The organism is Sandaracinobacteroides saxicola (genome assembly GCF_014117445.1).
Classification (GTDB): Bacteria; Pseudomonadota; Alphaproteobacteria; order Sphingomonadales; family Sphingomonadaceae; genus Sandaracinobacteroides_A; species Sandaracinobacteroides_A saxicola.
In genome coordinates this window covers 1,777,896-1,802,055 of sequence record NZ_CP059851.1, presented here as the reverse complement: position 1 = coordinate 1,802,055, position 24,160 = coordinate 1,777,896, and the positions used below count along the sequence as shown (strand labels likewise).

Below are 24,160 nucleotides of genomic sequence, written 5' to 3'. Positions count from 1 at the left end.
GCCGTTGCTATGGGGCCACCCGCGCGGCCTGTTCGTGCTGGTGGCGCTGAAGGCCTGGGAAATGTTCAGCTTCGCCGGCATGCGGGCGTTTCTTGTTCTGTACATGCTGGCAACCTTTGGCTTCAGCGACAGCAAGGCGGCGCTGGTCTTCGGTAGTTATGGCGCGCTGGTGCTGGCAACGTCGCTGATCGGCGGCTTCGTTGCCGACCGGCTGATCGGCGCGCGTATGGCCGTAACGCTTGGCGCCGCGATCATCATGGGGGGGCATTGTGGCCTTGCGCTCGAAACGATGATGGATGTGGGTTCAGTGAAGCTGCAGCTGTTTTTCCTGTCGCTTGCTGCCATCGCCGCCGGAACCGGGCTGCTGAAACCCAATGTGCTCACAATGGTCACACTTCTTTACGATGGGCTCGGTGCCGGGCGGCGCGAAACCGGATTCTACGCCTATTATCTTGGGGTCAACATCGGCGGCCTGCTTGCTCCCATCGTCTGCGGTTATCTTGCGGCGGCCTATGGGTGGCACTGGGGCTTCGGCGCGGCGGCGATCGGCATGGCCGCCGGGCTTGCAGTGCTCGTGGGCAACCGCCATCTGCTGCCCGTGGCGGCGACGCGGCCCGCGCTTCCATTGACCGGGCGCCGCGCGGCGGTCGTGATCACCGGTGCGGTGGCGCCTGCACTGGTCGCGGCATGTTGGGCTTTGTTGCAGCAGGGGGTCGCACTTGTCATTGTGCTTGGCGCTGCCTTCGTCGTGGGCCTCGCGTACGTCGCCGGGAAAGCGCCGTCTTTGCCCCCCGACGATCGGCGCATGCTGCTTCCTTTTGCGTTGCTGCTGCCGTCGGTCGCGATGTTCGTGATGCTCTACGAACAGATCGGCACGACGATCACCTTGTTCGCAGAACGCTTCGTCAACCGCGAGCTTGGCGGCGTGCAGATCGCCACCGCGCAGATCGTCGCGCTCAATTCGGCGTTCGTCATCCTGGCTGTGCCGGTATTGGCGTGGGCCTGGGCGCGCCTCGAACAGCGAGGTCTGGGGGTGCCGACCCAGCGCAAGTTCGTCATCGGCTTCCTCTTGCTTGCAGCCTGCTTCGCGACGTTGCACCTTGCCGCCGGTGCTGCGGTCACCGGTACGGTCGCGCTCGGCTGGATTGTTGTTGCCTATCTGCTGCTCACACTCGGCGAGCTTTCGATCTCGCCAGTCGCCTATGCCGAGGCCGGGCGGCTGGCCCCGCGCAGCCTGGTCGGGGTGATGCTGGGGCTGTTCTTGTTGGCCTTCGCGGCGGGCAATCTTCTGGCTGGCCTGCTTGCAGGCCTTGCTGATGTGAAGCGCGGCCCGCTTGGCCAGACGGCCTATGCCGATTATTTCGGGTTGCTGGCAGGCATCGCGGTCGCCTGGGCCGCTGTCGTTTCGGTGGGACTGTTCGCCGGCGCTGTCGGCAAACGGCTTGCACCGCAGCCATGATCGCGCCTAGTCACGCTGATATCGTTGCAACCCGTGCGCGGATCGCGCCCGCTCTTGTGCATACGCCGCTGCTGCCCACGTTGGACATGCCGGGGGTGTGGCTCAAGCCTGAAATGCTCCAGCCGCACCGGAGCTTCAAATGGCGCGCAGCGCTCGGTGCGATCGCGGACACGCCAGGCGACTCGCCACTGGTTACGGCATCAGCAGGTAATTTCGGCCAAGGCCTCGCCGCGGCAGCACGCAGTGCGGGTCGGGCCTGCACCATTGCGGTGCCCGACAACGCCGCCGCCACCAAGATTGAGGCGATGCGCCGCCTTGGCGCGACGCTTCACCTCATGCCGTTTGCCGATTGGTGGCGGGTTTTCAGCGAGCGCCGGATCGAGGGGGTCGATGGCTGCTTCGTCCATCCCGTGGCGCAAGCCGGCGTGATCGCCGGCAATGCCAGCATCGGTCTTGAGATCGCCGAGGCGCTGCCTGATGTCGCCAGCGTCGTCGTCCCCTTCGGCGGCGGTGGGCTCGCCGTCGGGGTCGCACTTGGGCTTGCTGCAGCCGGCGTGCGTGCCGAGCTGATCGTGGTCGAGAGCGACGTGTCGAATCAGGTGGCCGCGGCCCTTGCGGCAGACGCGCCCGTGCCTGCCGAACGGTTGCCCAGCTTCATCGACGGCATGGGGGGACGCGGAATTTTGCCCGAGATGTGGCCGGCGGTCCGTGCGGCGGTTGCGCGGGTCGTCACGGTGAGCGTGCGGGATGTCGAAGTGGCCGTCGCGAGGCTGTTGGGCGATCATGCCCTGATTGCCGAAGGCGCGGGTGCGGCCGCTTATGCAGCCGTCCTCGCAAACCCCCAGCTTCCCCGCCCCTGTGTCGCGGTGCTGTCCGGCGGCAACATCGATCCGGCTGTGCTGTGCCGCATCGTGCGCGCCGACATTGTCAGGGACGCTTGAACACCAGCGTCATTGTCGCAAGGCAGCTTGTGTCGAGCGGAGCGCGCGGCGCAATGAGGAATTGCCCAACCAGCGCCTGCGGGCAGGGAAGTGTTGTCACCGCATGGCCCGCGGCGGGAATCACGACAACGCGACCGGCGCCCTTCGGCATGGCGGCGATGCCGCGCTCGCCCCACGACTGCGGTGTCTGCGGGTCAAACGCTCCGAGCATGACAAGCGTCGGGATATCAGCCGTGACCGGGCGGTCGATGCTGCGCGGTTCGGGACGATAGCCCCAGGCCCGGCACGCCGCACGGTCCTGCGCGCCCCATTCGACGCGCATCAGGGCCCGCAGCGATGCCGGCCAGGCCTCGCGCGTGCGCGTGTCCTCCGTCTTGAACAGCGGCAGTCGCTCGGCACACTCGACCGACAGCCAGGTGCCGACGACATAGACGCGGTCTGCCGGAACGTCGCCGACAGCAGCGGCGATTGACGACGGCGAACGCAGCGCGATCAATGCCGGCAGATCGCGCCCGGCGGCAGCTGCGACCATCGCCGGGATGCGCGGCAGCGCGTCGGCTTCCTGAAGGCCCAAGCTGAGGCGACGCAGCACCTCCTGGCCATCAACACGCGTCGTCCCGTCGACTAGCGGGCGGGCTTGAAGATCGGTTACCGCGCGGATCATGGTCGCCCGCAGATCGGGGTAGGCACTGCCGCAGGCCGCATCGCGCGCGCAGGCATCGAACAGGTCGCTGAACTTGTCGAGATGCTTGGCTACGTTGGTAGCAAACGAGTTGATACCGTAGGGATAGGGCGAATCATGGATGACGCTGCGTACGCTGCCCGGAAAATCGCGCATGACTGCAAAGGCCAGCGACGAGCCGGAGGAAACGCCCAGAATGTCCCACTGCCGATAGCCGAGCAGGATACGCAGGTCTTCGAGGTCGGCCGCCGCCTGGCGCGCGACAAACGCGTTGAGGTCGACTCCGCGGTCGCGAAACCCTTTGGCACAGGCGGCGACCTTGGCCAGATCCCAATCATGATTGGGCAATCTGGTGCCGGGCGGGCAGGCAAGGCTTGGCTCCGCAAGCCCCGTGCCGCGCCGCTCGAGAAACACGACATCACGGCCGAGCGGTGCGAAGCTTGGCCCCACCGGTCCGGCCGAGCCGATGGTGGTGAAGCCCGGGCCGCCGGCCAGCAGCGTGATCGCCGATGCCTTCGATGTTGACGGGAACGGCTTGAAAACCGCGAACGGCAGGCGGACCACACGGTCATCGCCGGCCTTTCGCGTCATGGACGCGACAAGGGTGCCGCATTCGAACTTGGCCGGGTCGAGCTTGATCGGGCACGGCCCCGGCTCGATAAGGCTGGGCGGAACAGCCGAGCTGGTTTCTGCGCTTAACGCCATTGGCGTCGCAAGCGCGAGGCCCATCGCAATCATCATCGCCCGCCAGCCCATCGTGCCCTCCTGCATACATTCATGTTGGTATGTATGCGTGATGACTTGCGGCCGCGTCAACAGGGCCTTGAGCTTGGAAACTGGTCAACCCACCCGCGGTCGCGCGGCCAGTCGGTTGGCGCAGGCCGGTCGAGGCCATCGAGCAGCATCTGTTCGAGGAAGGCCAGCAGGTCGCGCCAATAGCCATCATGCTTCACAAAAATTCGGTTGATCGCCATGCCGGCCGCGAAATTGAACAGCACATCACGGGCGGCAACTAGGCGCGCCTTGTCAGGACAGTCGCGCGCGAACAGTCGCATCCAGATATCATAGCTCCGCGCATCCATTTCGTTGAAGAAGTCGCGCATCCGTCGCATCGATGTCCGGTCACGGCGCGCGGTCATCAGGATATCGATCCACACCAGCATGTCGCCCGACAGATACAGGCGCAGCACGCTGTCGGCATAGCGCGCAAGCTTCTCACCGACTGGTGCTTCGGCATTGATCCCGGCCCCCAGCTGCGCGATGCCATCATCAAGCAGCAGCTTGCCCACCGCCAGAATCAGCTCTTCCTTGTCGGCGAAATGGTGGTTGAGCGCGCCGCGCGTCACGCCGAGCTGTTCGACGATCATCGTGGTGGAGGTAGCGGCAAAGCCGTTGACCCGGATCACCTCGACCGTCGCGCGCAGCAGCTTCTCGCGCGTGGCCGCGCCCTGCTCCTTCTTATTTGGACGGTGCCTGGCCCGGTCGGACGCCGGGGATGTTTTCGGAGGTGTTGCCATATCCCACTCTCAACACTGACTGCGCGCAACGTCAATCCTGTGGACGTTCACATACAATTCGGTATGTATCCTTTTGTGGAAAGGCAGGCACAGGCGATGCGATGGTTGCAGGTCGGCTGTTACGTAGGCGCCATGTCGCTGGGCGTGGCCGTGAGCGCGAAGCCGGCAGCCGAACCGGCAGCAACCTTCATTGCACTGGCCCAGCGTGAACTGCTCGACGTGGTTCCCGACGCAAATCGGGCAGCCTGGCTCGCCTCGACACACGCAACCCCTGATACCGAAAGGCTCAACGCACGACTTTCGACAGAAGCGGGATTGGTTGCGCTGCGCCTGGCCCGCCAGGCCGATGCCTATAGAGGGCAGGGGCTGGCACCCGACCAAGCACAAAGCCTGCTGTTGCTGCGCACGCGAATCGAGAACCCCGTGCCTGAGGATCCGGCCGCTGCCGCCGACACGGCGACTCTGCGCGCCCGGCTGATGGCGGCCAATGCCGTCCGCTCGGTGCGCGTGAATGATACGACGTTCCGCAGCTATGGTGCCCTGCGCGATGCCATGGAGCGGAGCGACGATCCCGCCCGGCTTGTTGCACTGTGGAGCACCTGGGCCGGCACCGGCGGCGTCATGAAGGCCGATTACGCGGCGTTTGTCGCCCGGACGAACGAAGGTGCGCGCGCGCTTGGATTTGCCGATACCGGCGCACTGTGGCGGGCGGCCAACGATACGCCCGGCCTCGAAACACAGGCCGAAACCGCGCGTGTCTGGGCTCAGATTGCGCCGTTCTACCGCCTCGTTCACTGCTACGTGCGCAAGCGCCTCAATGCGACCTATGGCGATAGGGTTCAGCCGAGAACCGGCCCGATTCGAATCGACCTTACGCGCAATCCGGTCGGAATGTTCTGGCGCGGCCTGACCGCGATGACCTCGCCGTGGCCCGATGGGAGCCAGGCGGTCGACGCTGCGGTCGATGCGCGGCTACGGCAGCAGAGTCTGTCTGGCGTGCAAATGGCCAGTCTGGCGGAGGACTTCTATGTCTCGCTTGGCTATCCGAAATTGCCCGAGAGCTTCTGGCAACGCTCGATGCTTGAGAAGCCAGCTGACCGGGTCGTCGACTGTTCGGGATCGGCAACACACATCGAAGGCCGCGATGTCCGCCTGAAGTTCTGTGCGACGAGTGACCTGACCGCGCTACGGACGATGGTCCACGAAGTCGGTCACGTTTATTATGCGCTTTCCTATGCGGACCAGCCGCTGTTGTTCCAGAATGGTGCCAACGATGCCTTTCACGAGGCTCTCGCTGACTTTCCGGTCATGTCGATGACGCCCGCCTATTTCCAGCGCGTCGGGCTGCTCGATCCCGGCATCGGCAACAGTGCCAACGTCGAATTGCGTCAGCTGTGGGAACGGACGCTCGAACGTCTGCCACTGCTCGCCTATGCCGTCGCGTTCGAGCAGTGGCGCTGGGATGTGTTTGCCGGGCGCACGCAACCCGCCGATTACAATCGCCAATGGTGGCGTCTCGTTGCCGACGTACAGGGTCTTGCGCCCCCAACGCCGCGCCCGGACGACGGTTTCGATGCCGCCGCCGTCCCGCATCTGGCCAACAACATGCCCTACAACCGCTATTTCTTTGCCAATGTCCTTCAGCACCAATTTCTTGCGCGTGCCTGCACCACCATGGGCTGGCAAGGCCCGCTGCACCGATGCTCAATCTACGGGAAAACGCAGATTGGTGCCCGCATGCGGGCTGTGGCGGCATTGGGAGCCTCGGTGCCATGGCCGCAGGCACTCGACACGTTCGGTATTGAGGGGCGCTACGATGCGGCCCCGCTCCTAGCCTATTATCAGCCGCTAGTCCCTTGGCTGAAAGCGCAGACGAAAGGTGAGCAATGCGGGTGGTGACTATCTTGACCAGATCAGCCGGGCTTGGGTTGCTCGCGATGCTGTGCGCCCTGTCGCCCGGCATCGCGGCGACGCCTTCGCCGGCAGCCATCGCGGCACCCGAGACCAGCGAGGCGTCGGCGCGTCTCGCCCGATTCCGCGATGCACTTGATGACGCCCGCAAGACCTATGGCTTTCCTGGCGCCATTGCGGCCTTTGTGCTGAAGGACGGCAGCAGCGGTGTCGTCGCAGTTGGCGTTGAGGGCCGGCACGACCCGACACCGCTTGTCGCCACCGCGCGGATGATGTCTGGCAGCACGGGCAAGACCTTTGCGGCGGCGGCCGCGCTCCGGCTGGCGGCACAAGGCAAGCTCGACCTCGACGCACCGATCGGGCGCTATGTCAGCGAGCGTCCGTGGTTCAGCAAGCTTGCCAATGCGGCGCAGATTACGACCCGCATGTTGCTGGCACATCGCGCCGGGCTGGCCGATCACGTCAACCTGCCCGACTATATGGCCCAGAGCAGTCGACGTGCCGCCGCCAATCCCGACGATTTCCTGTCACCCGATGAATGCATCGCCATCGCCGTCGCCGCCCCGGCAAAATTCGCCCCCGGTACCGGCTATGCCTATTCAGACAGCGGCTATCTGATCGTCGGTGAGATCATCGAGAATGCATCTGGAAAGCGTTTCTATGACTATGCGGCAACGGAGTTTCTGACTCCCCTCGGACTGACGCTGACGGTGCCGAGCAACACCCGCCTCATTCCCGGGCTTTCGCAGGGCGAACCCGACTGGGGCGGCGCGCCGCTGCCGCCGCAGATGCTCGTCGCCCCGGGTGTGCTGCTGTTCAACCCGGCATCCGAATGGACAGGCGGCGGCTTTGCCACCAATCCGATCGACCTGGCGCGGTGGGCGCGCGCCCTCTATGGCGGCAGCCTCCTGCCGCCCGCTCTCCTCGCCGATATGGCTCGCGCGCCTGACGGTTCACCATCCGATCGTCCGGCCTATGGGCTGGGCATGCAGATCGAGACGCTCGAAGGACAACGCGTTGTCGGCCATAGCGGCTATTTTCCCGGCTATCGCTCCGACCTTTTCTACATGCCGGAAGGCGATATTGCCATCGCCTTCCAGATCAACAGCGAATTCGGCGTGAAATCACAGCCCGTCATCGGCGCCATCCGTGCAAGATTGCTACACGCGGCGATGATGAGAAAGTCACAATAGTGCATGACATACACTCAGCTTTTCGACGGCCCTGATCGTTCAGAACCCTTCGCATGGCACCGACAGGCCCAGCCGCAGATGAGTGTTCTTGGGGAGGAGGTTGCTGTAACGGTCTTCGTCTTGATGAGCTAATCCTCAACGGTTTTGGATTGCTCTGGAAACGCAATCTGGGAATGGCGGCTTCTTCGGGGTCGATCTAAGCCGTTGAATGGCGGCGTTGTCGGGGCAAGCCGACGACGTCAGCTTAAGTCCGGTAGGAGTCTGGCCGACATATAGCGCGCCGATCTGCATGCGTCGAACTGCAAGCGGTGGCGGCGCACGGTGGGCGGCGGCAATCAATTGTCTGAAGCGTTCTATCGTAGTGGAAATGGCGAAACATATTCGTCACGTTTATCCAGAGCGGGGCGCCAGTTTGGCGCTGAATTCATGTTTGCGATCGTGGTGCATCGGTTAAGGGAAGCCTTGGCGGTGGTGTTTTCGGGCATGCTGCGGCCGTGACAGGGAGCGTCGGATGGCCTTTTGGTTGATGAAGTCGGAGCCGGAGAGTTATTCCTGGGAGGATCTGGTGCGGGATGGCACGACCGCCTGGGATGGGGTGCGCAACAATCTGGCGGCGCTGAACCTGAAGGCGATGGCGGTGGGGGACGAAGCGTTTTTCTATCGCAGCGTGGAGGCGCCGGCGGTGGTGGGCGTCATGCGGGTGACACGGGCGGCATTCCCGGACGCGAAGGACGCAAGCGGGCGCTGGGTGGCGGTGCAGGTGGAACCGGTGCGCGCGATTGGCCCGGTGGCGCTGTCGGTGTTGAAGGCGACGCCGTCGCTCGCAAAGATGCAGGTGCTGACGGCGTTCCGGTTGAGCGTGGCGCGGGTGACCGACGATGAATGGGCGGAGGTGCTGCGGCTGGCGGGGTAGGGCACGGGCGCAGGTGGAAATAGCGCAGGCGGGCCGGGGCGACCACATCGTTCGCACGGTTTTCTGCAAATGGGCTGATGATCGTGGTGCTGAACAATATGGCGCCGCTGCCCGCCTTGGGACAGGAGCTGGTGGAGGGGGTGGCGGAGAGGGTGCTGTGGGGGCAGTGATCAGCTCTGGACGGCGAGGGCCTGGTAGAGGAGGACGGCGGCGGCGATGGCGACGTTGAGGCTGTCGGCTTTCCCCAGCATGGGCATGGCGGCGAGGTAATCGCAGGCATCGCGGTAATCCGCCGGAAGGCCGGCCTGTTCGTTGCCCATCAGGATGAAACTGGGGGCTGGGTAGGGGGTGTGCGTGTAGGGCCGGGCGCGGGGATCGAGGGCGGCGCCGATGAGGGTGGGGGAAGAGGGAGGGGACGCACCCACCCCCGCTCGCTGCGCGAGTCGCCGCTGACGCTTCGCGTTGTCTTCGACTCCCCGCTCTCCGCTGCGCGGGGCAGGAGGGGTGTGACGCAGCCAGGTGAGGAAATCGGGCCATTTGGTGGTGAGGCAGGGGACGGTGAAATAGGCGCCCATGCTGGCGCGGATGGCTTCCACGCTGAGCGGGTCGGCGCTGTCGTCGAGCAGGATGAGCGCGCCGGCGCCGGTGGCGTCGCAGGTGCGCAGCATGGTGCCGAGGTTGCCGGGGTCTTTCAGCGACTGCGCCACCAACCAGCGCGGGGCGCTGTGGGGATCGAGGTCGGCGAGGGAGAGGGGGCGGGGTTCGAAAGCGGCGAGGACGGATTGCGGATTGTCCTTGCCCGAGAGCGTCGAGAGGATGTCGGGCGTGGTTTCGAGCGCTCGGCCGCCGGCGTGCAGGGTAAGCTGGACAAGGCGGCGGACGAGGGGGTGGTCGCGGTGGGCGGTGGCAAAGACGAGGATGCGGGGTGTCCAGCCGGCCTCGGTCGCTTCGGTCACGATGCGCAGGCCCTCGGCGAGGAACAGGTTTTCGGCGCGGCGGTATTTTTTCTGGGACAGCGAGCGCAGGCGCTTGAGGGTGGTGTTGCTGGCGGAGGTTACCAGTTCGGGAGAGACCATGGCGGAGCCTGTTCAGCAAAAGTGGGAACCGGTTTTGCGCCCGGAACGAGGCGACCAATCAAAGAGGTGGCGCGTTGTAGCAGTGCCAGAGGAAGACAGCGGCGGCGCCGCGGTGTGGTCGCCAGGGGTCGGCGAGCGCGCGGGTGGCTTTTTCCGACGGGCGGGTTTCGAGGCCCTTCAGCTTGCCGATCTGCGCCTGGATGGCGAGGTCGCCGGCGGGGAAGATGTCGGGGCGCCCCTCCGCAAACAGCAGATAGATTTCGGCGCTCCAGCGACCGAGGCCCTTGACGCGGGTGAGGGTGAGGATCGCCTCCTCATCGTCGGCCGGGAGGTTGGTGAGGTCGAGTTCTCCGTTGAGGACAAGGGTGGCGAGGCTGCGGGCGTAGCCGAGTTTCTGCGGGCTGAGGCCGGCCGCTCGCAGGGTGGGATCATCCTGTGCCATGATGGCGAGCGGGTCTTCGGCGTTGCCGGTGGCGGCGTCGAGCTTTCGCCAGATGCTGGCGGCGGCGGCGACCGAGACCTGCTGTCCCACGATGGTGCGCATCAGCGCACCGAAGCCGCGTTCCCGCACCCGCGGTTCGGGCGTGCCATAGCGCGCGTGGGCGGCGGCGACGTGCGGGTCGGTGCGGCTGAGGGCGGCGAGGCCGGTTTCGATATGATGCGCGGTGAGGCCCAAGGCGGTGTCCGGTCTTGCGTGTGGTGCGACGCTCGTTAATAGCCGCTCGACGCCGATGCACAACAGGGAGTGACCATGCCGAAGCTGACGATTCAGAACCGCGCCGGGGCCGAGAAGACGGTGGAGGGCGATGCCGGGCTGAGCGTGATGGAGGTGATCCGCGACGCCGGGTTCGACGAGCTGCTGGCGCTGTGCGGCGGCAGCTGTTCGTGCGCGACCTGTCATGTGTGGGTGGACGATGCCTGGACGGCGAAGGTGGGCGGGCCGAACGAGGATGAGGCCGACCTGCTCGATTCGAGCGATCACCGAACGGGGGCGAGCCGGTTGAGCTGTCAGATCAAATTTTCGGCTGAGCTTGACGGGTTGAAGGTGACGATCGCGCCTGAAGACTGACCGATAAATCGTCCATGCCGGGCTGCGAAAGGCGATTTGCTGCGCTCCGATGCTCACGCACCTTGAGTGCGCTGCGCTTCGGTGCTCCCAAATCACCATTCTCGCCGACGGCCTGAACGATTTCTCGACCAGTCTTTCGCAGCACTAAAAAAAGAGTTTGCGCAGGCTTAGCGTGATGCGGCGGCCGGTGGGGTCTAGGTACGCGGGCTGGAAGGCGGTGGGGGTGGCGCCGGTGGCGTCGGTCACGCGCTGCCGGTTGTTGAGGAGGTTGGTGACGGCGAGCGTGACGCGGGTGCCGCGCAGCCAGGGAGCCCGGTCGATCAACTGCCAGCGCTGCGTGGGGTTGAAGAAGAGGCGCAGGTTCAGCGTGCCTAAATCAGCGAAATCGAGGGTGGAGGCGGGGCTGGGGCCGAGGACACGGGTTGCACTCTGCCAGTTGGCGGAGAGGCGAATGCCGAGGCCGTCGCGGCTGTAGCCGCTCTGGAGTTCCAGTTCGTGGCGCGGGGTGCCGCCGTTGCCGCTGGTACTGCCGCCATCGAGGCGATCGATCACCGGGCCGCCGGGGCGGACCAGGATCGAATCGGTGAAATGCCAGGTGTGGTAGAGGGCGAATTGCAGGCGGTTGCCCCCGAAGCCGCCGCCCCGGCCCTGGCCGCCGCCGGGACCACCCCCGCCGAAGCCGCCGCCAGAGGGCGGGCCGCCGGCCTGGCCGGGCGCGGCGGTACTGCCTCCACCGGGCGGTGGCGTGCCGGCGGCGGCGCGGGCGCGGGCTTCGCGCACCCATGGCGGCACCCAGCCTTCGGGCGGGCGTGGCTGGCGCGTGGCGAGCGGCATCGAGAAATTGATGCCCCAGCGCAGTTGTGTGTCGGTGGCGCGGGCGAAATTGACCGGACGGGTGTCCACACTGGTGAGTGTGCCGGCGGAATCGCGGATGAAGCGTTCGGGGAAGGCGGCCTGGATGGCGGCGCTGGTGCCGGGAAAGGCGCTGATCAGGTTGTCGGTGCGGGTGGAGAGGAAGTTGGCGGTCAGGTTGAAGTCGGTCTCCTCCCAGGGTTTCCAGTTGCCGGTCAATTTCAGGCTGCGGGCGGTGCTGGCAGCGAGCAGCGGGTTGCCGCCGCCGACCTGGGTCGCGACGACGCTCTGGCCGGTAACTGCATCGAACAGGGTGACGCCCGGCGTGGTGATGAGGGGGTTGCCGAGTTGTTGCGGGGTGGGGGCGTCCCGGTCGTCGGTGTAGCTGAACAGCAGTGAGAGGCGAGGCGCGGGGCGCCAGTTCAGGCCGGCGCCGAAAGTGCGCAGCGTGCCGAAGTCCGACAGCTGCTGCACGGCGGCGTTGCCGTTCAGGCTGAGCTCGCCGAGCCAGGGGAGGACATCGTTGCGGGCGCTGGCGAGCGGCAGGTCGAGGTTGAGCTGGCCGCTGCCGATGTTGCGGGTGAGGGTCGATTCGGTCGAAAGGCCGTTGCGGCGGGAGGTGGCGTCGAGGCTGGAGAGGCTGGCGCCGGCGCGGACGGCGAGGGTGGCTTCACCGGCGGGCAGCAGGAAAGCGGGGCCGCTGATCAGCGCGTCCAGCGCGCCGGTGTTCGCCAGGCTGGTGCCGCGGTTGGGGGTGGTGGGGTTGTTGGTGGCGGTGGTGGTGCGGCTGTCCACCCGGTCATAGCCGGCGGTGAGCGTCCAGCGCCAGCGGGCGAGGTTGCCGTTGGCGGTGAGGCCCAGACGGGCGGTGCTGCTGTCAGTCGTCTGCGTGAGTGCGGCGGGGGGGAGGCCGACGGCGGCGCCGGTGAGGCGCTCATTCTCATCCAGTTGCAGGCGGGCGTTGGCGGTGACGGCGGTGCGGCCGAGCACGCGGTTGTAAACGAGGTTGCCGCTATAGCTCTGCGTGTCGGGCGTCAGCGAGCGGAAGGGGTTGGCGGGGGAAAGAGGGCGTTCGGGCTCGGTGAGGCCTTCGGTCGTGGCGGCCTTGAAATCGATGTTGAGGCGGCCGGCGTCGCGGATGCGGAGGTAACCGAGCTCGCCCTGGGCGTTGGCGGTGCCGCCTTCGGTGGCGCTGCCGGCATTGAGTTCGGCGGTGGTGGCGCGGAAGCGCGGGCGGAGCACGATGTTGAGGACGCGCTGGCCGGCGGGGAAGCCATATTTGAGGGCGGCTTCTTCCGGCAGGATGTCGGTACGCAGGATGGCTTCGGTGGGCAGGTCGCGGATTTCCTGGAAACCGCTGATTCGCTGGCCGTTGAGGAGCACGATGGGCTGACCGCCGCGGCCGCTGCGCAACTGGGGGCCGAGCTCGTTGAGGAGGTCGGCGACCGAGGACACGCCATAGCCGCGGATGTCGGCCGGCGAGAGGCTGATTTCGGGCTTGATGTCGCCGGGCACGGTGCCGCGCGGGGCGGTGGCGGTGACGACGATATCGTCATCATCGGCCGCGGGCCGCGGGGCGGGGGGTAAGGTCTGGGCAAGGGCGGGCGAGGCGAGGACGGGAATGAGCAGCAGGCGCAGGGCAGGCATGGGAGTTCCGGAAAAAAGGGGAGAAGGATGTGTGGTGGCGGCATAGGCGGTTTTCCGTGAATAACGCATGACATGATTGTCATCCCCCGCTGCGGTGCAGCAAGCGGCCGCTTGACCTTTGCGGGCTGGGCTTCTAACGGGGCCTCGCTTCGGCGGTTCGACCGGCGGGGTGCTTTCGTTCATGCCGGTTTCGGCACCGACTTTGCGGGGTCTGTCTTGCCCGACGCTGATCAAAAGGCCGACCTCGACGCGCTCGGGGCCCGGCTGGCAGCGGCACAGGCGAAACATACACCGCCGCGGGAGGTGGCGCAGCGGGCATTGGCGAGCGGCACCCGCTATGCGGTCGAGATCGCGGTGGCGACAATGGTGGGGTTTGCGATCGGCTGGCAGCTGGACAGCTGGTTCGGCACCAAACCCTGGATGGCGATCCTGTTCCTGATGCTGGGGCTGGCCGCCGGTTTCACCAACCTGATGCGCGCGGTCAACCGCGAGGCGGCAGCGGTGAAGGCGGATCAGGCCGCGGCACAGGCGCAAAGGCAAGAGGGCGAATAGTGGCAAGTCCGCTGGAGCAGTTCGAGATCAGTCGCATCGCCCCGCTGGCGGTGGGTGGGTATGACGTCTCGTTCACCAATGCGTCGATGTTCATGGCCATTGCGCTGCTGCTAATCCTGGGGCTGATGTGGATGGGCACGCGCAACGCTGCGCTGGTGCCGAATCGCTGGCAGGCTGCGGTAGAAACGCTGCACGAATTCATCGGCGGCATGGTGCACGAGAATATCGGGCCGAAAGGGCGCAAGTTCGTGCCCTTCATCTTCTCGCTGTTCATTTTCGTGCTGGTCGCCAACATGATCGGGCTGGTGCCCTTTACCTTCACGGTGACGAGCCATATCGCCGTCACCTTCGCCTTTGCCGCGCTGATTTTCGTGATCTGCATCGTGGTTGGCGTGGTGCGGCACGGGTTCCATTTCCTCAGTCTTTTCGTGCCGGCGAACACACCGTGGGTGCTGCTGCTGTTGATCGTGCCGATTGAGATCATCTCATTCCTGTCGCGGCCGCTGACGCTCGCCATCCGTCTGTTCGCCAATATGACCGCCGGGCACATCCTGTTGAAGGTGTTCGCGGGCTTCGTGATCTCGCTGGGAACGGCGGGTGGCCTGCTGGCACTGCTGTCGCCGCTGCCGCTGGTCATGACCGTTGCCTTTTATGGACTGGAGCTGATCGTGGCGGTGGTGCAGGCCTATGTGTTCGCCCTGCTGACCTGCATTTACCTCAACGATTCCATCAACCTGCATCACTGAGTTAACACGGAAGGAATAGAATAATGGACGCATCTGCAGCCAAGCTGATCGGCGCCGGCATCGCCGCCATCGGGATGGGCCTTGCCGCGATCGGCGTGGGCACGCTCTTCGCCTTTTTCCTGTCGGGCGCGCTGCGCAATCCGGCAGCCGCTGATTCGCAGCGTCCGAACCTGATTTTCGGCTTTGCCGTGACGGAAGCGCTGGGGATTTTCGCGTTCCTGGTGGCGCTGCTGCTGCTGTTCGCCGTCTGACCGGACGACCGGCGCCATGCCCCAGTTCAATTTCGCTGACGCGCTGCCGCAGATCGCGTGGCTGACGCTGATCTTCGGCCTGCTGTATCTGTCGCTGACGCGCATGCTGCCGCGGGTGGAGAAAGTGGTTGAGAACCGCCGCGAGGTGATCGGCCGCGACCTGTCCGCAGCGGCGGCGGCGAAGGAGGCGGCGGTCGCTGCTTCCAGCGGTGGCAGCGGCGCGATCTCGGCGGCGCGTGGCGAGGCCAATGGCCTCGTCAATGCCGCGAAGGAACGGGCCAACGCGGCAACCGCGGCGAAGCTGGCGGTTGTGGATGCCGAACTGGGCGCCAAGGCGGACGCGGCGATGGCGGCACTGGCAGCGGCGCGTGCTTCGGCCGTGGCGGAGCTGGATGCCGTGGCAGCCAACGCCACCGTGGATCTGGTGAAGCGGCTTGCCGATGTGGCGGTGGACCAGGACGTGGCTGCGGCTGCGGTCGCCCGGCGTGCGGCATAAGGAATGACGATGGCGGAAACGGCGCAAACGACAGCGACAACGGAAGCGCACGGTGGCGCGCATGAGGCGCATCCGGCCTTTCTGGGCCTGGACAGCTACGGCTGGGTGGCGATTGCCTTTGCGACCTTCGTTGCCATCCTGTGGAAGTTGGGGGCTTTCAAGGCGATCGGCGCCGCGCTGGACGCGCGCGCGGCGAAGGTTCGCGCTGATTTGGCCGAAGCAGCAATGCTGAAGGCCGAGGCCGAGGCGCTTCGCGCGCAGGCAGCGGCGGATGCGGCGCAGGCCGAAAAAGATGCGGCGGCGATCGTTGCCGGAGCAAGGCGCGAAGCGGAACTGGTGTTGGCGAATGCCGAGACCGCGGCGGATGCGGCGATCGCGCGCCGGACGAAGCTGGCAGAGGATCGCATCGCGGCGGCCCAGCGGGCGGCTGAGGGCGAATTGCGGGCACGCGCGGCGCAACTGGCAGCCGGCGCGGCGCGTGACATCCTGGCGGCGAAAGCGGCGAATGGCGAGCTTGCGCCGCTGACCGACGAGGCCATCGCGAAACTGGGCTGAGGTCGGGTCAGGCGGCCGTCGGCAAAGCCGACGAGTTAGCGACTGCTGTGCAGTCGCTCATCGCGCGCCCCGTTTGCCTCGTGGTGCCGGATGACCTCGTCGATGATGAAGCGCAGGAATTTTTCGGTGAAATCCGGGTCGAGCTGCGCGTCTGCGGCCAGGTTGCGCAGGCGGGCGATCTGTTGTGCCTCTCGCGCCGGATCCGCCGGCGGCAGGTTGTGCGTCGCCTTGTAGGTGCCGACTTTCTGCGTCACCTTGAAGCGCTCGGCGAGCATGCAGACCAGCGCCGCGTCGATGTTATCGATGCTCTGGCGATAGCCAGCCAGCACGGGATCTGCGCTCATTCCTGTCCTCCCTGCGACACGCTCGCCCTTGCGCCGCCCTGCCGTTGGCCATAGCGGATTGCCATGACCGCGACCGTTGTTCCGTTGCGCCCCGACCGGGTGCCCAGCCTGAAGCCGCTGATGTCTCTGGTGGCGGCTGGCATGAACGACGTCAACCGCGTGATCCTGGACCGGATGCAGTCGCCGGTGGCGCTGATCCCCGAACTGGCCGGGCATCTGATCGCCGGCGGCGGCAAGCGGCTGCGGCCAATGCTGACGCTGGGCTGTGCCGCCGCGCTGGATTATGCCGGCACGCGGCATCACAAGCTGGCGGCGTGCGTGGAGTTCATCCACACCGCGACGCTGCTGCACGATGATGTGGTGGACGGCAGCGACCTCAGGCGCGGGCGGGCGACGGCGAACACCATCTGGGGCAATGCGCCCAGCGTGCTGGTGGGTGATTTCCTGTTCAGCCGTTCCTTCGAGCTGATGGTGGAGGACGGCTCGCTGCGCGTGTTGAAGATCCTGAGCCATGCCAGCGCGGTGATTGCCGAGGGTGAGGTGGCGCAGCTGACCGCGCAGCGGATGGTCGAGACGACCGAGGATCGCTATCTGGAAATCATCAGCGCCAAGACGGCGGCGCTGTTTGCCGCGGCCTGCCAGATCGCCGCGGTGGTGGCGGAGCGGGAGGCGCGCGTCGAGGCGGCGCTGGAGGCCTATGGCCGGAACCTGGGAATCGCCTTCCAGCTGGTGGATGACGCCATCGACTATGTCAGCGACGCGGCGACGATGGGGAAGGACACCGGCGATGATTTCCGTGACGGTAAGGTGACGCTGCCGGTGATCCTGGCCTATGCGCGGGGGGACGAGGCGGCGCGGCGTTTCTGGCGCCATGCCATGAGCGGACGCGCCAACGGCGAGGCGGAGCTGGCGGAAGCGACGGCGCGCCTGCATGCGACGGGAGCGATTGGCGATACACATGCGCGGGCGAGGCTGTATGGCAGCCGGGCAGTGGACGCGCTGGCGCTGCTGCCGCCGAGCGCGGCGAAGGCGGCGCTGGCGGAGACGGTCGAGTTTGCGATCGCGCGGGCTTATTGAACCGCATCGCTGCTGCGGCTTAGACCAGGCGCAGTGGGCAGGCCGGATCGGCGATGGCGAGGAAGGCGCCGTTGCGGTAGCCGGGTTTGGCGTAAGGGAAGTGGGTGGCGTCCGGCCCCAGGGTGAGGCCGCCGGCGGCACGGAGGATCGCGTCGGCGGCAGCGGTATCCCATTCGCTGGTCGGGCCGAAACGGGGGTACAGGTCGGCGAGTCCCTCCGCCAAAAGGCAGAATTTCAGGCTGCTGCCCGAGGGGGTGATGATGGCATCGGGAATGGTGGCGACCCAGGCTTTGGTGCGCTCGTCGAGGTGGCTGTGGCTGGTGACAATTCGGGGCGCGGGGGGCATGGCGCGGGTGCGGATGGCGGTGCGCATGCCATCGCGTTCGACCCAGGCACCGAGCCCACGCGCCCCGGCCCACAGCGTGTTGGTGGGGGGGTGGAGGACGAGGCCGAGGACGGGGACGCCGGCTTCGACAAGGCCGATATTGACGCTGTAGTCCGAGCGGCCGGCGATGAAGTCGCGGGTGCCGTCCAGCGGATCGATCAGCCAGAAGCGGCCGCACGGGTCGGGCATGATGCCGGCGGCGACGGCCTCTTCCCCGACAATGACCGCATCCGGGTCGGCGGCGCGGATGGCAGCTTCGAGCAGTGCTTCGGCCTGCGTGTCGGCCTGGGTCACGGGGGAGGCGTCGGCCTTGTCGCTGTGGGTCAGGCCGGCGGCCTTGATCCGCTCGATCAATGCGCCGGCGTCGTGCATGGCGGGGGCGAGGGCAGCGATGAGGGCGCTATGGTCTTTGGGCATGGGGTTGCTATCAGAGGCGGGTTCGGTGCGGTCAAGGGAGCGGGTGATGCGGTTTGCGATAATGACGGTGATGCTGCTGGCCGGGCCACTGATGGTGGTTCAGGCGTCGGCGCAGACGATCGACAGCGCGCCGTTGCTGGCGTGTGTGGCGAAGGTGGAGGCGGCCGAACGGCTCGCCTGTTACGACCGGGTAGTGGCTGGCGTCAGCGCCGAGGCGCGCGCCGCGGTGGCGCGGCGGGAGGCGGAGGCGGCGAAGGTCAAGGCATTGGCGGAGGCGGCGGCGGCAAAGGCGGCGGCCGAGCGGACGGCGGCATTGGAGGCGGAGAAGAAAGCGGCGTTCGGTCGGGAGACATTGCCGGCGGCGATCCGGCCCGACAATCCCGAGGGCAAGCTGGAAAACCTGACTGCCAAATTGCAGGAATTGCTGGTGAACAGCACCACCGGGCGAGCGGTGTTCGTGCTGGATAACGGCATGATGTGGCGGCAGACCGAGGGGCTGGAGTTTCCGCCGGTGCGGGTGGGCAGTGAAGTGCGCCTCTCGCGCGGGATGATGGGAAGTTATCTTCTGACGATCCCAAAGGTCGGGCGCTCGGTCAAGGTTGTGCGGCTGCGCTAGGCCAGCGGCGGACGATGTCGGCAAGGGCGGGGCGGGGGCGTTCTTCAAGCGCTTTGGTGGGGGTGCCGAGGAAGAAGAAGCCGACGACGCGGTCGCCAGCCTGACCGAGGGTTTCGGCGACCGCTTGCACGTAGGCGGCGGGGCCGGTGAGCCAGTTGGCGGCAAAGCCCAGCGCGTGGGTGGCGAGAATGAGGTTCTGCGCCGCCGCGCCGGCGGACAGCATCTGTTCCCATTCGGGGATGGCGCGGGCGCTGTTGGGGCGAAACAGCATGACGACCAGGGTGGGGGCCTGATGCGCGAAGGCGTGCATCGCCTCACGCTCCGCCCGGCCGGCATTGGCAGGTGTGATCAGATCGGCGAGAGCGGCACGGTCGGTGATGGTGACGAAGCGCCACGGCGCCAGTTTGCCATGGTCCGGCACGCGGGATGCAGCCGTGAAGATGGTTTCGAGCTGCGCCGGGTCGGGGCCGGGTGCGGCGAGATCGCGGGCCTTTCCGGAGCGGCGTGTGGCAAGCAGGCGCAGGGGCGTGGTGGCGTCGTTGAAGGTCATGGCCGGGCCTTGGCACAGCGGGGCGGCTTTCGCTAGGCAGGGGCGATGCGGCTGCTTGTCTGTCTGATGCTGGCGGGACCGGCGGTGGCCGAGGAGATCGTCGTAACCGGGCGGCCCCTGCCTTTGCCGCCCGGCGCGGGGGCATTTTCAGCTGTGACGATCGACGATCTATCCGTACCGTCGGGTCGGCTGGATGCAGCACTGCGGCAGGTGGCGGGGTTGGCGCTGTTCCGGCGGAGCGATTCGCGCAGCGCCAATCCGACCAGCCAGGGGGTGACGCTGCGCGGGCTGGGCGGCAATGCGGCGAGCCGCGCGCTGGTGTTGCTCGATGGTGTGCCGATGAATGATCCGTTCGCGGGTTGGGTCGCCTGGCCGGCGCTGTCGGGCGTGGCGGATGCGCGGGTGACCCGTGGTGGCGGCCTGCTGCCCGGCGCACTGGCGGGGACGGTGGAGCTGTTCAGCGGGACGGCGCCGGCAAGGGTTGAGCTGGCGGGGGGCAGTTGGGGAAGCGCACGGGCGGCAGGCGCGCTGAGCATGGCGGTGGGGGAAGGTGCGTTGAGCCTGGGCGGCGGCGTGGATCGGGGGAACGGGTTCCGTCTGTTCGAGGGTGGAGCGGTGGATCAGGCGACGCCCTATGCGCAGGGGATGGTGGCGGCGCGGGGGGTGGTGCCACTGGGCGAGGGCGAGGTTCAGGTGCGGCTGGCAGGGCATGAGGATCGGCGCAACCGCGGGCTGGACGGGGCGGACAGCCGGGTCCGGGGCGCCGATGCCTCGGTGCGGTTCGTGCAGCGGTCAGGCTGGGGGGTGGAGGCGGTGGTGCACGGCCAGCTGCGCGATTTCGCCAACCGGACGCTGGTGGCGGACGCCGCGCGGCAGAGCGCGGCGGTGACGCTGGACCAGGTGAAAACGCCGGCAAGCGGCTGGGGCGGGTCGCTGGAGCTGCGGCCGGCGGAAGGGCTGCGCTTTGGCGGTGACTGGCGCGCGTCGGAGGGGGTAACGCAGGAATTGTTTCGCTATCAGCAGGGGGTGCCTACCCGGTTCCGGCGCGCGGGCGGGCGCAGCCTGACGGCGGGGGTGTGGGCGGAGGCAGAGGGGGAGATTGCGCCCGAACTGCGGCTGGTCGCGGCGGGGCGGCTGGATCATTGGCGGTTGCGGGGCGGTTTTGTGGAGGAGAGGGTGCTGGGCGGAGCCTCACTGCTGGAGAGCCGGGCGGTGGGCCGCGACGGCTGGCAGCCGACCGGGCGGGCCGGGCTGGTGTGGCGGCCGGCGCCGGCCTGGGCGCTGCGGGCGGCGGGCTATCATTCCTGGCGGCTGCCGACCTTGAACGAGCTGTATCGGCCGTTCCGCGTGGGGGCTGAACTGACCGAAGCGAATGCGGCGCTGCGGCCGGAACGGTTGTGGGGAGCGGAGGCAGGGGTACGGTTTGCGCCGCTGTCGACACTGTCGCTGGATGTCACCGGTTACTGGAACCGGTTGAGTGGACCGGTGGCGAATGTGACGCTGGCCCCTGGGCTGCGGCGGCGGCTCAACCTGCGCGCATTGCGGGTGTGGGGGTTAGAGGCCGAGGCGAGGGCTGAGATGGGGCGATTCGAAGCGGCGGTGTCGGGGGCGTTCGCCGACGCGCGCGTCGATGGTGGGACGGTGGCACCGGGGCTGAGCGGGTTGCGGCCGGCGCAGACGCCGCGCTGGTCGGCCAGTGGCCGGGTTGGCTGGACGGGCGAGGGGGCCGAGGCGCGAGCGCTGCTGCGGCATCAGAGCGCGCTGTGGGACGATGACCTGAACACGCGCCGGTTGCGGCCGGCGACAACGCTGGACCTGGATGGGGCGGTGCGATTGACGGGGCTGATGTGGCTGACCCTGGCGGTGGAAAATGCGACGGATACGCGGGTGGAGGTGGCGACCAATGGTGCGCTGGTGGAGCGGGGGCAGCCGCGGACGGTTTGGCTGGGAGTGCGGTGGGGGCGATGAGGGTCAGGCGGCCGCTTGCGTGACCGAGCGGTGAACCACCCACCCCCGCCGCGCTGTCGCGCAAGTCGCCCCTCCCGCTCTCGGCTGCGCCGGGCGGGAGGGGTGTAGCATCGGCTCGAAGTTGGTCTCGTCTTGGGAGAAGATTACAGGGGGCGGTAGGTGAAGTTTTGTTTCTGGGTGCCGGCGCCCTGCATCGGGTTGTCGCCAGTGATTTCGCTGCTCTGCGTGGTGATACGCGGTGCGCTGCCCGGGACGGGGGCATAGTCCGTCACGGCGTCGAACTTGTCGAGTTTGGCGACCAGCATGATGCGGGTGGGTTTCGGCAGGAAGATGCGGGTGCGGGTGACGGTGGCGGTGGCTGGATCGACGGTAAGGTCGGCCGACAGCCGGTCCGACAGGTCGAAGCCGCCACCGTTCACGCTGCCCTTGGGCAGCTTTGTGATGCGATAGACTGCCTTGCCGCCACTGTCCGCCAGGCGGATGGCGCCGGCCCCCAGGAAGGTGGCGATGCGGTAGTAGCCAGGGGCGGGCACCTTGTTGATCGACTTGGTGAACTCCTCCGTCGCCTTGGCACTGGGCGGTGCGCCGTTTTCGCTGACCAGGGTCCATTGTTTGCCAGCCGGTGCGGCGGCGTTGAAGCGCTGGACGCGATTGATCGTGGTCGAGCCCTTGTCGTTGCTCGCCACCAGCACGGCGGTGCGTTCAAAGCTCTGCGGCTTGGCAACGCGGGCGCCGGCGAGGACCTGATCCAGCAGGGCATCGGCATGGGCGGGGAGGGCAAGGGCGGCGATGGCAATGAGGGCGAGGGCGCGGAAGGTCATGCTCGGCTTTCTGGCAGGGCTGATGACCCGTTCAAGCAGCCAATGCATGAACCGGGGATGTAGCCTTCTGTTCCCAAACCTCAACTATCGAGGAAACTGCGCATCTTGCGGGAGCGGCTGGGGTGTTTCAGCTTGCGCAGGGCCTTTGCCTCGATCTGGCGGATGCGTTCGCGGGTGACGCTGAACTGCTGGCCCACCTCTTCGAGCGTATGGTCGGTGTTCATGCCGATGCCGAATCGCATGCGCAGCACCCGTTCCTCGCGCGGGGTGAGGCTGGCGAGCACGCGGGTGACGGTTTCCTTGAGGTTGGAATGGATGGCGGCATCGACCGGGATGACGGCATTCTTGTCCTCGATGAAGTCGCCCAGATGGCTGTCCTCCTCGTCCCCGATGGGGGTTTCCAGGCTGATGGGCTCCTTGGCGATCTTCAGCACCTTGCGCACCTTGTCGAGCGGCATCGACAGGCGTTCGGCCAACTCCTCGGGCGTCGCTTCGCGGCCCGTTTCGTGCAGATATTGTCGGCTGGCGCGCACCAGCTTGTTGATGGTTTCGATCATGTGCACCGGAATGCGGATGGTGCGGGCCTGATCGGCGATGCTGCGGGTGATTGCCTGCCGGATCCACCAGGTGGCATAGGTGCTGAACTTGTAGCCGCGGCGATACTCGAACTTGTCCACCGCCTTCATCAGGCCGATATTGCCTTCCTGAATGAGATCAAGGAATTGCAGGCCGCGGTTGGTGTATTTCTTGGCAATGGAGATGACGAGGCGCAGGTTCGCCTCGACCATTTCCTTCTTGGCGATGCGGGCTTCGCGCTCGCCTTTCTGCACCTTGTTGACGATGCGGCGATATTCATTCAGCTCGACGCCGGTTTCGGATGAGATTTCCGACAGCTCGACGCGGATGCGCGCGACGGTCTCGGCCTCGCGCTCGGCGAAGGCGGCCCATTTCTTGTCGCGGCCGGCGTTGGTGGCGAGCCAGGCTTCATCCAGCTCATGGCCCAGATAGCTGTCGAGGAAGTCCTTGCGCGGCACCTTGTGGCGCTCGGCCAGCTTCAGCATCTGGCCGCCCAGCGTCATCAGCTTGCGGTTGTAGCTGTACAATTGCTCCACCAGCTGCTCGATCTTGGCATTGGTGAATTGCACCGCGGCGATCTGCTGGGTGAGTTCGAGGCGATATTTCTGGTATTTGCGCTCATCGGCGGCCGGAAAGGCTTCGCCGCGCCCGATCATGGTCATGCGCGGGGCCTGCAGCTTGGCGAACTTGACGAAGGTCGCCTGGATCGCGGCGAAGGTTTCCAGCGCCTGGGGTTTCAGCGTTTCTTCCATCGCGGCCAGCGACATGCCGCCTTCGTCCTCCTCTTCCTCGAAGGTGGGGCGCGGCGCGCGGTGCTCGCGCAGCTCATCCTCCTCGTCGGGTGGCGGCGGGGCTTCCTCGGGCTCTTCCTTGTCCTCGGCGAAGGTGACGGGCAGGTCACTGGCGGGCGCGTCCTCCTCCTCGACCGTCGGCTTGGCGAGCATGGCTTCGAGATCGAGGATCTCACGCAGCTGCATGCGGCCTTCGTTCAGCGCAATCGACCAGTTGATGATCGCGGCGAAGGTCAGAGGGCTTTCGCACAGCCCCTCGATCATGGTGTTGCGGCCGGCCTCGATGCGTTTGGCGATGGCGATCTCGCCCTCGCGGCTGAGCAGTTCGACGGCGCCCATTTCGCGCAGATACATGCGGACGGGGTCGTCGGTGCGGTCGAGCTTTTCCTTGGGCGCGGCCACCACGGGCGCGGTGCCGATCGGATCGACCTCCTCGACGGTGACTTCTTCCTCTTCCTCGGCCTCGCCGTCCTCGCCGCTGTCCTCATTCTCGACAAGGTTGATCCCCATGTCGCCGAGCGCCGACATCACGTCTTCGATCTGGTCGGACGACATCTGGTCTTGCGGCAGGGCGGCGTTCAATTCCTCATAGGTCAGCCAGCCACGCTTCTTCGCACGCGCGATCAGCCGCTTCAGCCCGGCCTCGTTGAGGTCGATGATGGCGGCGCCATCGGCTTCGGGCTTGCTGTCGCTGTCCTGCGGTTCGGCGAGGGGGGCTTTGGCCATATCGTCTGTCTGCTCCTGGGCACCTGCGG

At 66.7% G+C, this 24,160-nt stretch carries 25 protein-coding genes; 15 read left to right on the top strand and 10 right to left on the bottom strand.

Annotated elements, in window-relative coordinates; translation table 11 throughout:
* Window positions 1-40: 40 nt before the first annotated feature.
* Both H3309_RS09005 and H3309_RS09000 read left to right on the top strand, forming a co-directional pair.
* Complete coding sequence (locus H3309_RS09005) at window positions 41-1,459, top strand: peptide MFS transporter (protein ID WP_182294412.1); 1,419 nt, start codon at window positions 41-43, stop codon at window positions 1,457-1,459.
* Complete coding sequence (locus H3309_RS09000; protein WP_182294411.1) at window positions 1,456-2,400, top strand: pyridoxal-phosphate dependent enzyme; 945 nt, start codon at window positions 1,456-1,458, stop codon at window positions 2,398-2,400. Before H3309_RS09005 ends, H3309_RS09000 begins: the two co-directional genes overlap by 4 nt.
* On the opposite strand, the gene H3309_RS08995 is transcribed toward H3309_RS09000, so the two are convergent.
* Both H3309_RS08995 and H3309_RS08990 read right to left on the bottom strand, forming a co-directional pair.
* Window positions 2,387-3,838, bottom strand: coding sequence for an alpha/beta fold hydrolase (locus H3309_RS08995; protein ID WP_182294410.1), 1,452 nt, complete (start codon window positions 3,836-3,838; stop codon window positions 2,387-2,389). The two genes, H3309_RS09000 and H3309_RS08995, sit on opposite strands and share 14 nt — an antisense overlap.
* A gap of 56 nt (window positions 3,839-3,894) precedes the next feature.
* On the bottom strand, window positions 3,895-4,599 hold the full coding sequence (locus tag H3309_RS08990) for a TetR/AcrR family transcriptional regulator (RefSeq protein WP_182294409.1): 705 nt from the start codon (window positions 4,597-4,599) through the stop codon (window positions 3,895-3,897).
* Window positions 4,600-4,731: 132 nt separating this feature from the next.
* On the opposite strand from H3309_RS08990, the gene H3309_RS08985 reads away from it, so the two are divergent.
* The 4 genes from H3309_RS08985 (at window position 4,732) to H3309_RS08970 (ending at window position 8,616) form a co-directional block, all read left to right on the top strand.
* Window positions 4,732-6,498 (top strand): M2 family metallopeptidase, encoded by a 1,767-nt coding sequence (locus H3309_RS08985; RefSeq protein WP_182294408.1) that lies wholly within the window; start codon window positions 4,732-4,734, stop codon window positions 6,496-6,498.
* 38 nt (window positions 6,499-6,536) lie between these two features.
* A complete protein-coding gene (locus H3309_RS08980) occupies window positions 6,537-7,703 on the top strand; it encodes a serine hydrolase domain-containing protein (RefSeq protein ID WP_182294407.1) in 1,167 nt (388 codons plus the stop codon).
* 321 nt (window positions 7,704-8,024) lie between these two features.
* Complete coding sequence (locus H3309_RS08975; protein WP_182294406.1) at window positions 8,025-8,201, top strand: hypothetical protein; 177 nt, start codon at window positions 8,025-8,027, stop codon at window positions 8,199-8,201.
* A 13-nt stretch (window positions 8,202-8,214) separates the two neighbouring features.
* Window positions 8,215-8,616, top strand: coding sequence for an EVE domain-containing protein (locus tag H3309_RS08970; protein ID WP_182294405.1), 402 nt, complete (start codon window positions 8,215-8,217; stop codon window positions 8,614-8,616).
* A 170-nt stretch (window positions 8,617-8,786) separates the two neighbouring features.
* Here the strand turns inward: H3309_RS08970 and H3309_RS08965 are convergent, their stop codons facing one another.
* Both H3309_RS08965 and H3309_RS08960 read right to left on the bottom strand, forming a co-directional pair.
* The gene (locus H3309_RS08965) at window positions 8,787-9,692 is read right to left on the bottom strand and encodes a TrmH family RNA methyltransferase (protein ID WP_182294404.1); all 906 of its coding nucleotides are present in this window, start codon (window positions 9,690-9,692) and stop codon (window positions 8,787-8,789) included.
* A gap of 58 nt (window positions 9,693-9,750) precedes the next feature.
* Window positions 9,751-10,368: a DNA-3-methyladenine glycosylase family protein gene (locus H3309_RS08960; RefSeq protein ID WP_182294403.1), complete on the bottom strand. Its 618-nt coding sequence runs from the start codon at window positions 10,366-10,368 to the stop codon at window positions 9,751-9,753.
* A gap of 75 nt (window positions 10,369-10,443) precedes the next feature.
* Here H3309_RS08960 and H3309_RS08955 point away from each other — a divergent pair, with 75 nt between their 5' ends.
* Complete coding sequence (locus tag H3309_RS08955; RefSeq protein ID WP_182294402.1) at window positions 10,444-10,761, top strand: 2Fe-2S iron-sulfur cluster-binding protein; 318 nt, start codon at window positions 10,444-10,446, stop codon at window positions 10,759-10,761.
* A 144-nt stretch (window positions 10,762-10,905) separates the two neighbouring features.
* Here the strand turns inward: H3309_RS08955 and H3309_RS08950 are convergent, their stop codons facing one another.
* Window positions 10,906-13,260 (bottom strand): TonB-dependent receptor, encoded by a 2,355-nt coding sequence (locus H3309_RS08950; protein ID WP_182294401.1) that lies wholly within the window; start codon window positions 13,258-13,260, stop codon window positions 10,906-10,908.
* A gap of 216 nt (window positions 13,261-13,476) precedes the next feature.
* Between H3309_RS08950 and H3309_RS08945 the strand changes: the two genes are divergently transcribed.
* Genes H3309_RS08945 through H3309_RS08925 form a run of 5 tightly spaced genes read left to right on the top strand, consistent with a single transcriptional unit; the run spans window position 13,477 to window position 15,860 of the window.
* The gene (locus H3309_RS08945; protein WP_207791484.1) at window positions 13,477-13,812 is read left to right on the top strand and encodes an AtpZ/AtpI family protein; all 336 of its coding nucleotides are present in this window, start codon (window positions 13,477-13,479) and stop codon (window positions 13,810-13,812) included.
* Window positions 13,812-14,558 (top strand): F0F1 ATP synthase subunit A, encoded by a 747-nt coding sequence (locus tag H3309_RS08940; RefSeq protein ID WP_243453670.1) that lies wholly within the window; start codon window positions 13,812-13,814, stop codon window positions 14,556-14,558. The genes H3309_RS08945 and H3309_RS08940 overlap by 1 nt, the downstream gene beginning before the upstream one ends.
* A gap of 23 nt (window positions 14,559-14,581) precedes the next feature.
* Window positions 14,582-14,809, top strand: coding sequence for a F0F1 ATP synthase subunit C (locus tag H3309_RS08935; protein WP_182294399.1), 228 nt, complete (start codon window positions 14,582-14,584; stop codon window positions 14,807-14,809).
* A 16-nt stretch (window positions 14,810-14,825) separates the two neighbouring features.
* On the top strand, window positions 14,826-15,305 hold the full coding sequence (locus H3309_RS08930; RefSeq protein ID WP_182294398.1) for a F0F1 ATP synthase subunit B family protein: 480 nt from the start codon (window positions 14,826-14,828) through the stop codon (window positions 15,303-15,305).
* Window positions 15,306-15,314: 9 nt separating this feature from the next.
* Complete coding sequence (locus H3309_RS08925; RefSeq protein ID WP_182294397.1) at window positions 15,315-15,860, top strand: F0F1 ATP synthase subunit B family protein; 546 nt, start codon at window positions 15,315-15,317, stop codon at window positions 15,858-15,860.
* A 35-nt stretch (window positions 15,861-15,895) separates the two neighbouring features.
* Here H3309_RS08925 and H3309_RS08920 read toward each other — a convergent pair whose 3' ends face one another.
* On the bottom strand, window positions 15,896-16,204 hold the full coding sequence (locus tag H3309_RS08920; protein ID WP_182294396.1) for a chorismate mutase: 309 nt from the start codon (window positions 16,202-16,204) through the stop codon (window positions 15,896-15,898).
* A 63-nt stretch (window positions 16,205-16,267) separates the two neighbouring features.
* Between H3309_RS08920 and H3309_RS08915 the strand changes: the two genes are divergently transcribed.
* On the top strand, window positions 16,268-17,281 hold the full coding sequence (locus tag H3309_RS08915) for a polyprenyl synthetase family protein (RefSeq protein ID WP_182294395.1): 1,014 nt from the start codon (window positions 16,268-16,270) through the stop codon (window positions 17,279-17,281).
* A gap of 19 nt (window positions 17,282-17,300) precedes the next feature.
* Here H3309_RS08915 and H3309_RS08910 read toward each other — a convergent pair whose 3' ends face one another.
* Window positions 17,301-18,083 carry a 3'(2'),5'-bisphosphate nucleotidase CysQ family protein gene (locus H3309_RS08910; protein WP_182294394.1) on the bottom strand — a complete coding sequence of 261 codons (783 nt, stop codon included), beginning with the start codon at window positions 18,081-18,083 and terminating at the stop codon, window positions 17,301-17,303.
* 46 nt (window positions 18,084-18,129) lie between these two features.
* Here H3309_RS08910 and H3309_RS08905 point away from each other — a divergent pair, with 46 nt between their 5' ends.
* Entirely contained in the window at window positions 18,130-18,699 is a 570-nt protein-coding gene (locus H3309_RS08905; protein ID WP_182294393.1) for a hypothetical protein, read from the top strand.
* Here the strand turns inward: H3309_RS08905 and H3309_RS08900 are convergent.
* Entirely contained in the window at window positions 18,677-19,249 is a 573-nt protein-coding gene (locus tag H3309_RS08900) for a nitroreductase family protein (protein WP_182294392.1), read from the bottom strand. The two genes, H3309_RS08905 and H3309_RS08900, sit on opposite strands and share 23 nt — an antisense overlap.
* A gap of 45 nt (window positions 19,250-19,294) precedes the next feature.
* On the opposite strand from H3309_RS08900, the gene H3309_RS08895 reads away from it, so the two are divergent.
* The gene (locus H3309_RS08895) at window positions 19,295-21,217 is read left to right on the top strand and encodes a TonB-dependent receptor (protein WP_182294391.1); all 1,923 of its coding nucleotides are present in this window, start codon (window positions 19,295-19,297) and stop codon (window positions 21,215-21,217) included.
* Window positions 21,218-21,360: 143 nt separating this feature from the next.
* On the opposite strand, the gene H3309_RS08890 is transcribed toward H3309_RS08895, so the two are convergent.
* Entirely contained in the window at window positions 21,361-22,038 is a 678-nt protein-coding gene (locus H3309_RS08890) for a hypothetical protein (protein ID WP_182294390.1), read from the bottom strand.
* 80 nt (window positions 22,039-22,118) lie between these two features.
* The gene (rpoD, locus tag H3309_RS08885; protein WP_182294389.1) at window positions 22,119-24,131 is read right to left on the bottom strand and encodes an RNA polymerase sigma factor RpoD; all 2,013 of its coding nucleotides are present in this window, start codon (window positions 24,129-24,131) and stop codon (window positions 22,119-22,121) included.
* Window positions 24,132-24,160: the final 29 nt, after the last annotated feature.